Annotated in this window: 12 protein-coding genes, 8 tRNA genes and 2 rRNA genes; all 22 read right to left on the minus strand. The window is 38.9% G+C overall.

The features are described from left to right. A 16S ribosomal RNA gene (locus tag BU038_RS05540) occupies nt 1-202 on the minus strand; the annotation flags it as partial. 124 nt (nt 203-326) lie between these two features. Further along, nucleotides 327-402, minus strand: a tRNA-Ala gene (locus BU038_RS05545). Nucleotides 403-418: 16 nt separating this feature from the next. After that, nucleotides 419-492 (minus strand) — tRNA-Pro (locus BU038_RS05550). A 30-nt stretch (nt 493-522) separates the two neighbouring features. Beyond that, a tRNA-Arg gene (locus tag BU038_RS05555) sits at nt 523-599 on the minus strand. Between the two features lie 17 nt (nt 600-616). Further along, a tRNA-Leu gene (locus BU038_RS05560) sits at nt 617-705 on the minus strand. Between the two features lie 15 nt (nt 706-720). Next, nucleotides 721-795, minus strand: a tRNA-Gly gene (locus BU038_RS05565). A gap of 27 nt (nt 796-822) precedes the next feature. Beyond that, nucleotides 823-895, minus strand: a tRNA-Lys gene (locus tag BU038_RS05570). 12 nt (nt 896-907) lie between these two features. Continuing rightward, a tRNA-Thr gene (locus BU038_RS05575) sits at nt 908-983 on the minus strand. 8 nt (nt 984-991) lie between these two features. Next, a tRNA-Val gene (locus BU038_RS05580) sits at nt 992-1,067 on the minus strand. 10 nt (nt 1,068-1,077) lie between these two features. After that, nucleotides 1,078-1,192, minus strand: a 5S ribosomal RNA gene (gene rrf / locus BU038_RS05585). Nucleotides 1,193-1,641: 449 nt separating this feature from the next. Continuing rightward, on the minus strand, nt 1,642-3,129 hold the full coding sequence (lysS, locus tag BU038_RS05590) for a lysine--tRNA ligase (protein WP_107605201.1): 1,488 nt from the start codon (nt 3,127-3,129) through the stop codon (nt 1,642-1,644). Between the two features lie 14 nt (nt 3,130-3,143). After that, complete coding sequence (gene dusB / locus BU038_RS05595; RefSeq protein WP_023016266.1) at nt 3,144-4,139, minus strand: tRNA dihydrouridine synthase DusB; 996 nt, start codon at nt 4,137-4,139, stop codon at nt 3,144-3,146. A gap of 30 nt (nt 4,140-4,169) precedes the next feature. Then, nucleotides 4,170-4,646: a 2-amino-4-hydroxy-6-hydroxymethyldihydropteridine diphosphokinase gene (gene folK / locus BU038_RS05600; RefSeq protein WP_107605202.1), complete on the minus strand. Its 477-nt coding sequence runs from the start codon at nt 4,644-4,646 to the stop codon at nt 4,170-4,172. Then, the gene (gene folB, locus BU038_RS05605; protein ID WP_023016268.1) at nt 4,639-5,010 is read right to left on the minus strand and encodes a dihydroneopterin aldolase; all 372 of its coding nucleotides are present in this window, start codon (nt 5,008-5,010) and stop codon (nt 4,639-4,641) included. Before folB ends, folK begins: the two co-directional genes overlap by 8 nt. After that, entirely contained in the window at nt 5,007-5,792 is a 786-nt protein-coding gene (gene folP, locus BU038_RS05610; protein ID WP_107605203.1) for a dihydropteroate synthase, read from the minus strand. Before folP ends, folB begins: the two co-directional genes overlap by 4 nt. A 151-nt stretch (nt 5,793-5,943) precedes the next feature. After that, complete coding sequence (cysK, locus tag BU038_RS05615; protein ID WP_002481928.1) at nt 5,944-6,879, minus strand: cysteine synthase A; 936 nt, start codon at nt 6,877-6,879, stop codon at nt 5,944-5,946. A gap of 284 nt (nt 6,880-7,163) precedes the next feature. Then, nucleotides 7,164-8,051, minus strand: coding sequence for an Hsp33 family molecular chaperone HslO (gene hslO / locus BU038_RS05620; RefSeq protein WP_107605204.1), 888 nt, complete (start codon nt 8,049-8,051; stop codon nt 7,164-7,166). Between the two features lie 152 nt (nt 8,052-8,203). Then, nucleotides 8,204-10,306, minus strand: coding sequence for an ATP-dependent zinc metalloprotease FtsH (gene ftsH / locus BU038_RS05625; RefSeq protein WP_107605205.1), 2,103 nt, complete (start codon nt 10,304-10,306; stop codon nt 8,204-8,206). Nucleotides 10,307-10,426: 120 nt separating this feature from the next. Further along, nucleotides 10,427-10,966, minus strand: a complete 540-nt coding sequence (gene hpt, locus BU038_RS05630; protein WP_107605206.1) for a hypoxanthine phosphoribosyltransferase — start codon at nt 10,964-10,966, stop codon at nt 10,427-10,429. A gap of 5 nt (nt 10,967-10,971) precedes the next feature. Then, entirely contained in the window at nt 10,972-12,252 is a 1,281-nt protein-coding gene (gene tilS / locus BU038_RS05635) for a tRNA lysidine(34) synthetase TilS (RefSeq protein ID WP_107605207.1), read from the minus strand. A 101-nt stretch (nt 12,253-12,353) separates the two neighbouring features. After that, the gene (locus BU038_RS05640) at nt 12,354-12,764 is read right to left on the minus strand and encodes a S1 domain-containing RNA-binding protein (RefSeq protein ID WP_002481923.1); all 411 of its coding nucleotides are present in this window, start codon (nt 12,762-12,764) and stop codon (nt 12,354-12,356) included. Nucleotides 12,765-12,898: 134 nt separating this feature from the next. Next, nucleotides 12,899-13,276 (minus strand): FtsB family cell division protein, encoded by a 378-nt coding sequence (locus tag BU038_RS05645; RefSeq protein WP_107605208.1) that lies wholly within the window; start codon nt 13,274-13,276, stop codon nt 12,899-12,901. Nucleotides 13,277-13,282 lie beyond the last annotated feature (6 nt).

Genomic DNA, 13,282 nt, shown 5'->3' on the forward strand with positions numbered 1-13,282 from the left:
GAAACCATGCGGTTTCATGTATTATCCGGTATTAGCCCCGGTTTCCCGGAGTTATCCCAGTCTTATAGGTAGGTTACCCACGTGTTACTCACCCGTCCGCCGCTAACGTCAGAGGAGCAAGCTCCTCATCTGTTCGCTCGACTTGCATGTATTAGGCACGCCGCCAGCGTTCATCCTGAGCCAGGATCAAACTCTCCATAATAATTTATGATGTTTGACTAGCTCATAACAACTAATTGTTTTAAAACGTCCTTAGGACGTTTGTTAATTTGGAATTAACGTTGACATATTGTCATTCAGTTTTCAATGTTCATTTAAAATAATAATGGTGGAGACTAGCGGGATCGAACCGCTGACCTCCTGCGTGCAAAGCAGGCGCTCTCCCAGCTGAGCTAAGCCCCCATTATACAATTAAGAGTCGGGAAGACAGGATTCGAACCTGCGACCCCTTGGTCCCAAACCAAGTGCTCTACCAAGCTGAGCTACTTCCCGTTATTAAATTATTAAATAATAAATATAAAATGGCGCGCCCGATAGGAGTCGAACCCATAACCTCTTGATCCGTAGTCAAACGCTCTATCCAGTTGAGCTACGGGCGCATGTTTTATAATATATATGGTGCCGAGGACCGGAATCGAACCGGTACGGTAATCACTTACCGCAGGATTTTAAGTCCTGTGCGTCTGCCAGTTCCGCCACCCCGGCATCATAAAATAAAAATGGAGCAGAAGACGGGATTCGAACCCGCGACCCCAACCTTGGCAAGGTTGTATTCTACCGCTGAACTACTTCTGCATGATTCAGTTAAAATCGGAAAACTGATGAGCCATAGAGGATTCGAACCTCTGACCCTCTGATTAAAAGTCAGATGCTCTACCAACTGAGCTAATGGCTCATAGCTTTAAAATGGTGCCGGCCAGAGGACTTGAACCCCCAACCTACTGATTACAAGTCAGTTGCTCTACCAGTTGAGCTAGGCCGGCTATTTAAATGGTGGAGAATGACGGGTTCGAACCGCCGACCCTCTGCTTGTAAGGCAGATGCTCTCCCAGCTGAGCTAATTCTCCGAATTATATTGCCTGGCAACGTCCTACTCTTGCGGAACGTAAGTCCGACTACCATCGGCGCTAAAGAGCTTAACTTCTGTGTTCGGCATGGGAACAGGTGTGACCTCTTTGCCATTGTCACCAGACAATATTTTAAATTATTTAATTATGTGCGTTTCAATAACTCACTTAAATTATTTTAACTTCTTTCGTTAACATTTGCAATAGTCAATTTTACACTCAGTTAAAATCTTTTTTACAAATCTGTAACGCGTTCTTTTTGACGACCCTTTAATATTACTACATTCGGTCTTTTATGTCAACACTTACGTATCATCTTTTTTAAGAATTTATATTCATGCAAGATTGCTCATAAAACGTTGCTTTATTTCGTAGAACAATTAACAATTATACAGGGTTTTAAAAATTATGCAAGTGCTTTGCGAAAGTTTTTTTAAAGATATTTACAATTGCCGACCTCCCTCTCTTTTTATAAGAAATCATCTGCTTTTTCAGGCGCTTTATACATACAAAAGCAGGCGTGTCTCAAAAGGCGACACGCCTGCTTAATTATTTATTTTGTTAAGTACTCAGTTTATTTTTGACGCATGTATGGGAATAATAATACGTCTCTGATAGATGGTGAGTTTGTTAATAACATAACAAGACGGTCGATACCGATACCTAAACCACCAGTTGGAGGCATACCATATTCTAATGCTTCGATGTAGTCTTCATCCATCTCATGCGCTTCATCATTACCTTGTTCTTTTTCTTTTAATTGTGCTTCGAAACGTTCTCTTTGATCGATTGGATCATTCAACTCAGTGAATGCGTTCGCATGTTCGCGTCCTACGATGAATAATTCGAAACGATCTGTGAAACGAGGGTCTTCCGGATTTTTCTTAGCTAATGGTGAAATTTCAATCGGATGACCATACACGAAAGTAGGTTGAATTAATGTTTCTTCTACTTTTTGTTCAAAGAACTCATTCAAGATATGACCATATGTCATATGATCTGTAATTTCAATGTTATGTTCTTTAGCTAATGCACGTGCTTCATCATCTGATTTAACATCATAGAAGTTTACGCCTGTTGCTTCTTTAACAGCGTCTACAATGTGTACACGTTTCCAGTCAGATTCTAAATCAATTTCATAATCACCATAAGGAATGACTGCTGTACCAAGTACTGCATTTGAAATATGACGAATTGTACCTTCTGTGATATCCATAATGTCATGGAAATCAGCATATGCTTCATAAAGTTCAATCATAGTGAACTCTGGGTTATGTCGTGTTGATACACCTTCATTACGGAATACACGTCCGATTTCATATACTTTTTCTAAACCGCCGACGATTAAACGTTTTAAGTGAAGTTCAATCGCAATACGCATATATAGTGTTGCATCTAATGCATTATGGTGTGTCACGAATGGACGTGCTGCTGCACCACCAGGGATTTGATGCATCATTGGTGTTTCTACTTCTAAGAAACCTTTGCTGTTTAAGTAATTACGCATTTCTTGGATGATTTTACTGCGGTTGATAAATGTTTTTGTACTGTCTTGGTTCGTAATCAAGTCTAAATAACGTTGACGATAACGTTGTTCAATATCTTGAAGACCATGGAATTTATCTGGTAATGGGCGTAATGATTTTGTAAGCATGATGAATGATTTCGCTTTAACGCTCAATTCACCTGTGTTTGTTTTGAACATAACACCTTCAATACCGATAATATCTCCTAAATCTGCCATTTTCCAAATATCAAATTGTTCTTCACCGACTTGGTCTTTACGAACATAAATTTGGATTTGACCAGATAAATCTTGAATATGCGCAAATCCTGCTTTACCTTTACCACGTTTTGTCATTAAACGACCCGCGATTGCGACATGGCTTTCATCTTCTTTTTCATGTAATTCTTCTTTAGAGAAAGCATCCCATTTTTCGTGTAGTTCAGCTGCGCTTGCTGTACGGTCAAAGCGTTGGCCGAATGGATCAATTCCTAAATCGATTAATTCTTGTAATTTTTGACGGCGGACCTGCATTTGGTCATTCATTTCTTCTGACATGTTATCTCTCCTTATTAAGCTTCTTGTGTTGCTTTATCTGCAGTGATTTCTTTTTGGAAATTCTGCAAGATATCAATCATTTCTTGTTCTGTATTGGCTTGGTTCAATGCTTTACGGGCTTTTCCGTTGCCTTTAACACCTTTTAGGTACCATGAAGCATGTTTGCGCATTTCCATAACGCCAACCTTCTCACCCTTTAATTCTACTAGTCGGCGCAGATGTAATAAAGCAATTTCTACTTTTTCTTTCACTGTCGGTTCATCCATCAGCTCGCCTGTTTCTAAATAATGGACTGTACGGTAAATCATCCATGGGTTGCCTAAAGCTTCGCGACCGATCATCACCGCATCTACACCCGTTTCATCCAGCATTTTTTGCGCAAGTTCAGGACTTGTCACATCTCCGTTGCCGATAACTGGAATATTAACCGCTTCTTTCACCTGTCTGATAATATCCCAATCCGCTTTACCTTCATACATTTGCACACGTGTACGGCCATGCAATGAAATCGCAGATGCGCCTGCACGTTCTGCTGCTTTCGCATTTTCTACTGCGTAAATATGGTCGTCATCCCAACCGATACGCATTTTGCATGTCACAGGTTTATTGACTTTCTCAACAACTGCAGATACCATTTCATAAATCTTATTAGGATCAAGCAGCCATCTCGCACCCGCTTCACAACGGATAATCTTATTCACTGGACACCCCATATTAATATCAATAATATCAGCTGTTGTATTTTGATCAACATAAACTGCTGCTTCAACTAAGCTTTCTTTCTCTCCGCCGAAAATCTGTAATGATAACGGACGCTCATTTTCATCTATATACAACATATTCATTGTTTTCGGGTTATTGAATAAAATCGCCTTATCACTGACCATCTCAGCGCAGACTAAACCCGCACCGAACTCTTTGACAGTCAATCTGAATGCAGAGTTGCACACCCCAGCCATAGGAGCGAGTACGACTCTATTGTCGATTTCTACATCTCCAATCTTCCACATAATTATTACCTCTCAATCTATCTCTTACGTTTATTGAACTTTTTTCACAGTTTCGTTAGGAACAGTTATATCTTTAATTTTAGTTTGTGTTCTTGGCTCTACCTTATTTGGTGCAATCTCTTGCAGCGGAATTAAGACAAAAGCACGTTCTGTCATTCGTGGATGCGGAATCGTCAAATCTTCTTCTTCAATGATTTGGTCACCATATAACAGGATATCGATATCTAAAGTACGCGGACCCCAACGTTCTTTACGTACACGATGTAGTTGCTGTTCAATTGCCAAACCACTTTCAAGAACTGCTTTCGGTGATAATTCTGTTTGAATTTCTACACATAAATTTAAGAAATCCGGTTGTTCGACATAACCGACAGGTTCAGTTTCATAAAATGATGAAACTTTCACTACTTTAATACCAGGTTGTTCATCTAATAAACGTATCGCTTCTTTTAATTGGTTTTCTCGGTCTCCGACATTGCTGCCGAGTCCTAAAAATACATCAGTCATTTTGATTCACCCTTGTAATTTCCACACCTACGCCATCATAGTGACCTGGAATCGGCGGTACTTCTTTCGTTATACGTACTTTAGTTTCCAATACCCGATTATAGTGTGAATTTATACGATTTGCAATAAGTGCTGCGAGATGTTCGAGTAAATTTTTCGGTTCCCCTTCCATAATTTCTTTCACATCTGCATAGACTTCCGCATAGTTGATCGTATCTTCTACTTGATCGGACTTGCCTGCTTCAGTTAAATCAGTCGTTAATTCAACATCTACGACAAAGATTTGACCAATTTCATTTTCTGCTGATAAGACCCCATGATAACCATAAAATCTCATACCATTTAAAAATATACGATCCTTCATCGTTCAATCTCCTTTAAATAATCAATGCCGTGTGCAATACGCGCATTGAGTTTTACATTATGTACACGCACTGCTTGCACGCCTTTCATCACACCATAAGCAGTTGTAGCTGCTGTCATTTCATCACGATCTTCCGGTCCTTCGTCTGAACCCATCATTTCTTTGATGAAACGTTTACGACTCGTCGCAAGTAATACTGGATATTCTGTTGCAACTAATTCATCCAGTCGCTCCATAACTTCTCGTTCTTCCACTCTTGTTTTCGCAAAACCGATACCTGGATCAATCCAGATTTTGTTTGTCGCAATACCTGCTGTTTCTGCACGATGTGCTTGTTTTAATAAATAAACTAACATTTCATCCATGACAGGATCTTCACGTTGTCCATCTCCGTTATGCATTAAGACAATTTCAGCATCGTATTGTGCAACAACTTCAAATATTTTAGGATCATATAAGCCTGCCCATTGGTCATTAATCATTGTTGCGCCAGCCTCTAATGCTGCTTTCGCAACTTCACTGCGAAACGTGTCGACAGACAATTGCACATTAAATTCTGAGAGTGCTTTGACAACTGGAATGACGCGTTCTAATTCATCTTCTAGTAACACTTCACTGTGCCCTGGTCTTGTGGAAACACCGCCGATATCTACAATGTCAACACCTTCATCCATCATTTCCTTCACACGTGCAACCGCCGCATCTACAGAATTGTATTTGCCGCCGTCAGAAAATGAATCAGGTGTTACATTCAATATGCCCATGATTTTTGTATGTGCCATGTCTCTCTTCCTTTCATCATAACTGTGATACATTATATCAAAATTTTAACATATGACCGACCCCAAGCGTTCAAAAGGTGTTTGAAATGAAAAAACCGCCGTACCATTTCTCAAAAAGAGAAATGTGCACGGCAGTTCATCAATGTTTGACTTATTTACCTTCAAAAGAATATAAAGGTGTAGATAAGTAACGTTCACCATTACTTGGAAGTACAGTGACAACTGTTTTACCTTTACCTAATTCTTTTGCTTTTTCGATTGCCGCATAGATTGCAGCACCTGAAGAAATACCTGCTAAGATACCTTCTTCTTTAGCAACTCTGCGTGAAGTTTCCATTGCAGTTTCGTTGCCGATTTTAACAACTTCATCATAAATGTTTGTGTTTAATGTGTCAGGAACGAAACCTGCGCCTAAACCTTGTAATTTATGAGGACCTGGTTCGCCGCCGCTTAAGACTGGAGAACCTTCTGGTTCGATTGCTACGATTTGAATGCTAGGGTATTTTTCTTTTAAGACTTTACCTACACCACTTAATGTACCGCCAGTACCGACACCTGCTAAGAATGCATCGATTGTACGGCCTTCGAATTGTTCTACAAGTTCAGGACCTGTTGTCAATTCATGGATAAGTGGGTTAGCTGGGTTTTCGAATTGTTGTGGTTCATAGTAACCATACTCTTCTTTTAATTCTTTTGCTTTTTTAATAGCACCTTTCATTGCTTCAGATCCAGGTGTTAATACAACTTCTGCACCGTATGCTTTTAATAAGTTACGACGCTCTTGGCTCATTGTTTCAGGCATTGTGAAGACAGCTTTGTAACCTTTTGCTGCTGCAACAAATGCTAAACCGATACCTGTGTTACCACTTGTAGGTTCGACGATTGTATCACCTGGTTTGATTTTTCCTTCTTGTTCAGCACGTTCGATCATCGCTAAAGCGATACGGTCTTTTACTGAACCACCTGGGTTTTGATACTCTAATTTAACATAAACATCTGCAGCATCTTCTGGTACGATGTTGTTCAATTTAACTACAGGTGTATCTCCAATCAGTTGTACAATGTTATCTACGGGTTTATTTGCCATAAAAAAACGCTCCTTTATTCTTAAAAGATATTTAATTAAGTCACCAGAACCTCATTAATAATACCCCGAAACAATTCAATTCTGATGCTTAGTCATGCCATTATTTCTATTAAACCTTATCTATTTCATCGGATATTATTATTTTATCAGATTTATACATTGTTCCACAAGTTCATTGTTTCTATTCTTTATTATTTCCTCTTTTCCCATAAAAGAAACGTCTTACACTGTGATTCGTTACAGTAAAAAAGCGAGACGTTCGGTCGTCTCGCTTTTCAATGTGTTTATTTAGCATGCAATTCTTCGATTAAGCCTTTAAGTTCCGCTTCACTATAGTGATATTTCGTACGGCAGAAATGACATTCTGCTTCTGCACCATGATCTTCATCAATCATGCTTTGAATTTCAGCTTCACCTAAACCTTTAATCGCATTTAAGAATTTTTCATGACTGCAGTTACATTCGAATTTTACTGGTACTGTTTCTAAGAATTTCACATGTTCTTTACCTAAAATCTCAGTCAATAGTTCTTCTGGTGATAAACCTTGGTCAATCAATTGAGATACTGGTGTCATGTGTGTAATGGCTTGTTCTACTTTTTCAATTGTTTCTTCTTTGGCGTTCGGCATTACTTGAATAATAAAACCGCCCGCTGCTTTGATAGAGTTGTCTGGATTTACAAGCACACCTAAACCAACAGATGATGGAACTTGTTCACTTGTCGCATAGTAGTAAGTGAAATCTTCACCTAGTTCACCTGAAACAATCGGGCTTGAACCAGAGAAGTAATCTTTCATGCCCACATCTTTAACAACTGTTAATGTACCTTCAGTACCTACAGCACGTTTCACATCTAATTTACCTTGGTCATTTAATGGGAAGTGCGTTTGTGGATTCGTAACGTATGCGCGCACATCACCTTTCGCATTCGCATCTGCCACAATACGTCCGATTGGACCTTGTCCATCTACAGTAACTGTTAGTTTTTGGTCACCTTTCAACATTGCTCCCATCATAACAGTTGCTGTCATTGTACGACCTAAAGCTGCTGATGCTGTCGGCCATGTATAATGTCTTGTTTGTCCTTCTTGCACTGCATTGGTAGTTACCGCAGCATACGCACGAATATCTCCATCAAACGCAAGTGCTTTTACTATATAGTCTTGAGTCATATCTTTTTACGCCTCTTTCTTTCACTTAATTTTCAACATTTATGAGTTCATCGTTCAATTATTTTCGTTAAAAAATCTCTTTCTGCGTATTCCTAATGATAGCAGAAAGAGATTTTAATCTACATTATTTAGTTTCAGACAATAGAATCGTCTTATTTATCGTTTCGATGTTCAGAGTCATCTTTGTCTTTAGCTTCATGTGGTGTGTCATCTTCAGCTGCTTCATCAGAACGTTTTGCTTCTTGATGTGCTTCTGATTCTTTTTGACGTTTTTCTTGCTCGTCTACTTCAGCTTCTTCTTCTTGATATTCCTTGTCTTCTTCACGAACTTCTTCAAGGATTTCATCATAAGATTTACCGAATTTACCTTCTTGGAACTCTTCATCACCTTGTTTAACAACTTTCGCTTCATCATAATTCACTTCAGGTAATTTACCTTCGTAGAATAATGAATGGATTTGTTCACGTACTAATGTTTCTTCTGTCAACAATGTCTTAGCGATAAGTTTAAGTTGATCTTCATGTTCAAGCAGGATTTGTTTACAACGTTCATATTGTTCTTTGATGATACGTTGTACTTCTTTATCGATTTCATAAGCGATTTGACCAGAGTATTCTGGTTCGCCTTGCATATCTTTACCTAAGAACACTTGACCGCCGCTCTTCGTAAACTGCATTGGTCCGAGTTTCTTACTCATACCATATTCAGTTACCATTGAGCGCGCAATTTGTGTTGCACGTTCGAAGTCGTTTGATGCACCTGTAGACACTTCATTGAAGTTGATATCTTCAGATACTCGACCACCGAGCAAGCCGCAAATCTTATCAAGCAATTCTGGCTCTGTCATTAAGAAGCGATCTTGTTTTGGTAACATCATCGCATAACCGCCAGCTTGTCCACGTGGTACGATTGTAACTTTGTGTACCACTTCAGCTTCATCAAGCACCATACCGATAATTGTATGTCCTGCTTCATGGTGCGCGACGATATTACGTTCTTTCTCAGAAATGACACGAGATTTCTTAGCTGGACCTGCGATAACACGGTCTGTTGCTTCTTCAATATCTCGCATGTCGATTTTCTTCTTGCCGTCACGAACTGCTACTAATGAAGCTTCGTTCAGCAAGTTTTCTAAATCGGCACCAGAGAAGCCTGGTGTTCTTTGCGCAACTGCTTTTAAGTCTACTGTTTCATCTAAAGGTTTGTTTCTGGCATGTACGTATAGAATCGCTTCACGGCCTTTAACATCTGGACGACCGACTTGGATTTGTCTGTCGAAACGACCTGGACGTAATAACGCTGGGTCAAGGATATCAGGACGGTTTGTTGCCGCAATCATGATAATACCTTCATTTTCGCCGAAGCCATCCATTTCAACTAATAATTGGTTCAATGTTTGTTCACGTTCATCGTGACCACCGCCGACACCGGCCCCACGTTGACGACCTACTGCGTCAATCTCATCAATGAAGATGATACAAGGTGCGTTTTTCTTCGCATTATCGAATAAATCACGAACACGGCTGGCACCGACACCGACGAACATTTCAACGAAGTCAGAACCACTGATTGTGAAGAATGGTACGCCTGCTTCACCAGCTACGGCACGGGCAAGCAATGTTTTACCTGTACCTGGAGGGCCGACTAAGAGTACCCCTTTAGGGATTCTTGAGCCCATTTCTTTGAATTTCTTATTGTCTTTTAAGAAGTCGACAATTTCGATTAATTCTTGTTTTTCCTCGTCTGCACCGGCTACGTCAGAGAAACGTACACGACGTTTTTGGTTATCGTACATTTTAGCTTTGGATTTACCAAAGTTCATCATACGACCGCCGCCTCCGCCGCCTTGCGCTTGACTAAGGAAGAATATGAATAATAAAGCAATAACCAATACTGGAATCAATGTTGAAAGAATACTCACAAATACGCTTTGTTTTTCTTCTTCTTTAACTGTAAATTTCAAATCTTTTTGTTTTTGTGCTTCACCTGTGACTTTTTGTAAGTCTTTTTCGTTATTATATAGCATCGTTGAAGAATAATCTTCACCGTTCTTGGTCTTTCCAGTGATCATATAAACGTTCTGCTCAGGCTGAACTTCGATTGATTTCAAATCGCCTTTTTCAAGTTTTTCGAAGAACTGTGTATATGATAGTTGTTTCGGCATGTTGCCGTTACCATTCAGCCAGGAAAATAAACCGAATATAAAAACGCCAATGATTGCGATTACAAGCACATTGCGAAAAGCTTTCTGCATGCGTTTTTTCCTCCTACTCCAATAATAAAACTAACAAAAATTGTAACACAATATAACTTTTAATGGCTAGTATTTCAACTTTGTAGAAAAAGTAAGCCGACTATAGTATTCATTTGTCGATTATTTTTGATAAATCTCTGGTTTCAATGTTCCGATGTATGGCAAGTTACGATATAACTCCGCATAATCCAAGCCGTATCCGACTACGAATTCATCTGGAATTTTTCTGCCTACATATTTTGCTTCGATATCTGCTTTACGACGGTTCGGTTTATCAAGTAATGTGACGATTTCTAAAGAATTCACACGACGAGATTTCAATAGTTCAGTAATTGATTTCAAAGTAGTACCTGTTTCTAGAATATCTTCTACAATCAATACGTCTTTATTCTCAATAGAGCTGCCTAAATCTTTTAAGATTTTAACTTCTCCTGTAGATTCAGTACCGCCGTGATAGCTTGATACATCCATAAAATCAATTGCTAAATGTGTATCGATGCGTTTGATTAAATCTGACATGAACATTGCTGAACCTTTTAAAATGCCTACACAAACAAGGTCTTTACCAGCATAATCTTCTGTGATTTTTGCTCCCAGTTCACGGCAGAGTTGTTGGATTTCATCTTCCGTCATCAATATTTCTTTTAAATCTTCCTTCATTTCGGCTACACTCCTAAATTTATTATCTCTAATTTCCCTTCATAATCTGCCGCAGTGTACAATGTACCTACTGCAATAATCTCCCCTTGTTTATTAAGCAATATGGGCAATCGCTCACGTTCAAATTTAGGAACTTTGCGATTGATCATTAAGCGGTTGACTTTCTGATGGCCTTCTTTGTTTGGCAGTACGAAGCGATCTCCCGATTGTCTCGAACGTATTACCATTGGGAAGTCCGAACCCTCAATATCATCATGAACTATAATGCGGTATGTACCATAATCATAATAACCTGGTTGTGTAATCCGCTGTGGTGTCGTCTCGTTTTTTGTGCAACCCATTATTATAAATTTATCATACACAATTTGAATATTCCATTTATCTGTCGCATAAATTGTCGCTTGAGATTGAGAATTTTCAATTTGCGCAAACCATTCTTGATACGCTTGTTCAGAAATAGGAGAACCTGACACATAAGCCTCAAGCAGTTGGTCCAGTACAATGGTTTTTAACGAATGCGATAATCCATTAAATGCAGTACGGTCTACCTGAATCATTTCTGACTGGTGCGTAACATGTTGTTTAATAAAATCATCTGCTGCTTGATGCAATAAATCAAATTGGTCATCATGCCATGCTTTTAACTTTAATAACTGAGTGGTATCTAGATGGTCATTCGCATCAATGGCTGGAAAAATTCGATTACGAATATCGTTACGTACATAATGATTATCTTGGTTAGACGCATCTTCAAAATACGGCACCTGGTACTCAGCTTGATACGCTTTAATAGCTTGTTTATCAATATTCAATAAAGGTCTGACTAAACGATAACCGCTTCTCTCCTCTACTTCCTGCATTCCAAGTCTGCTTCTTGTAGACCGTCCTGTCATAAGACGATAGAATATCGTTTCTAACTGGTCATCTAAATGATGGGCAGTTAATAAAACAGTAGCGTCTAATGCTTTCATTTCAGATTCAAACCAAGCGTAGCGCTCTTGACGTGCAGCTTGTTGAATACTCTTACCTCTGTCAGTCAATGCGGATAAATCCAATTCGTGGGTGCGAAGCGGGATATGATGTTGTTGGCAATAACGTTCTAAGAAGGCCGCTTCTTCTAAAGAAGCCGATCTGATTCCGTGATTAACATGCAGCACGGTCAGTTGTCGATATGTATGATGATAGTGTGTGGTCAACATATGTAATAATACCATGCTGTCGATACCTGTGGAAACCGCTAATGCAAGATGGTCATTTTCAGACCAGCCTTCTGTATAAATATTCATATCCTCACCTCGTCCTCATTTGAAATATATGCATTTATAAAATTTCAGACAAAAATAAAAGAGACTGTTCCCTTCGAAACAGTCATCTGCTTTATGTTGAATTATCGTCTTGAACCTCTTCCGCCGCGTCTTGATTCAGCTTGGCGTTTGATAGACGTCATTTTTTCTTCGCTATCTTTTAAGAAGTTGCTTAATTTCTTTTCAAAGTCCTCTGGTTTGTTATGTGATGGTTTGCCATGACCGCCATGGCCGCCTCTATGATGTTGTCTTTTCGGACGATCTTTCGCTTTTTTAATTGAAAGACTGATTTTACCGTCGTCAGCAACAGATAGTACCTTAACTTCTACTTCATCTCCAACAGACAAGTGGTCTTCCACATTTTCAACATAATTGTCTGCAACTTCACTGATGTGAACTAAGCCACTTTTCCCTCCAGGCAATTCTACAAACGCACCAAATTTTTTGATACCAGTGACTTTCCCTTTAAGCTTGCTTCCTACTTCGATTGACATATCCTAAATAAATCCTCCGATTTCTTTCAATTTTACTTAACTCTATTATATGCTTGTTACACTAATTTAACAATGGCATATCAGTTAAAACAGTTAGATATTATACTTTTCTTACATTAAAAACACATCAGACGTTATTTTCCTTCTTTTTTCTTCTCTTCAGGTAATTTAAAAATGACTTCCCCATCATTACTTAAATAATAATCGTCACGTGCTACTTTCTCTATATATTCTTTGTTATTCAAATTATTCAATTGTTCCTTCAAAGCAATTTCTTCATCTTGCTGTTTTTGGAACTTTTCTTCTTTTACTTTTCGTTCTTGTGCATCTTGCGCATTGCTTCTTATTTGAGAGATAACCATGATAGAAAGGACGATAATGATTGCGAGTAAAATACCCGCAAAGAGCATAATACGACGTTTAACCACACGCTTTTTCATTTCGCGCTGTCTTTTTCTTCGGTTTTCGTTCTCGATATACCTGTTTTCCATATGCTCTACTTTTCTAGCCATGGTATG

Source organism: Staphylococcus simulans (genome assembly GCF_003043455.1).
GTDB classification, from domain to species: Bacteria; Bacillota; Bacilli; order Staphylococcales; family Staphylococcaceae; genus Staphylococcus; species Staphylococcus simulans_A.

Coding starts and splice junctions, on each gene's coding strand:
- lysS (WP_107605201.1), bottom strand. CDS start 3,129: ATGTCAGAAGAAATGAATGACCAAATGCAGGTCCGCCGTCAAAAATTA.
- dusB (WP_023016266.1), bottom strand. CDS start 4,139: ATGTGGAAGATTGGAGATGTAGAAATCGACAATAGAGTCGTACTCGCT.
- folK (WP_107605202.1), bottom strand. CDS start 4,646: ATGACTGATGTATTTTTAGGACTCGGCAGCAATGTCGGAGACCGAGAA.
- folB (WP_023016268.1), bottom strand. CDS start 5,010: ATGAAGGATCGTATATTTTTAAATGGTATGAGATTTTATGGTTATCAT.
- folP (WP_107605203.1), bottom strand. CDS start 5,792: ATGGCACATACAAAAATCATGGGCATATTGAATGTAACACCTGATTCA.
- cysK (WP_002481928.1), bottom strand. CDS start 6,879: ATGGCAAATAAACCCGTAGATAACATTGTACAACTGATTGGAGATACA.
- hslO (WP_107605204.1), bottom strand. CDS start 8,051: ATGACTCAAGACTATATAGTAAAAGCACTTGCGTTTGATGGAGATATT.
- ftsH (WP_107605205.1), bottom strand. CDS start 10,306: ATGCAGAAAGCTTTTCGCAATGTGCTTGTAATCGCAATCATTGGCGTT.
- hpt (WP_107605206.1), bottom strand. CDS start 10,966: ATGAAGGAAGATTTAAAAGAAATATTGATGACGGAAGATGAAATCCAA.
- tilS (WP_107605207.1), bottom strand. CDS start 12,252: ATGAATATTTATACAGAAGGCTGGTCTGAAAATGACCATCTTGCATTA.
- BU038_RS05640 (WP_002481923.1), bottom strand. CDS start 12,764: ATGTCAATCGAAGTAGGAAGCAAGCTTAAAGGGAAAGTCACTGGTATC.
- BU038_RS05645 (WP_107605208.1), bottom strand. CDS start 13,276: ATGGCTAGAAAAGTAGAGCATATGGAAAACAGGTATATCGAGAACGAA.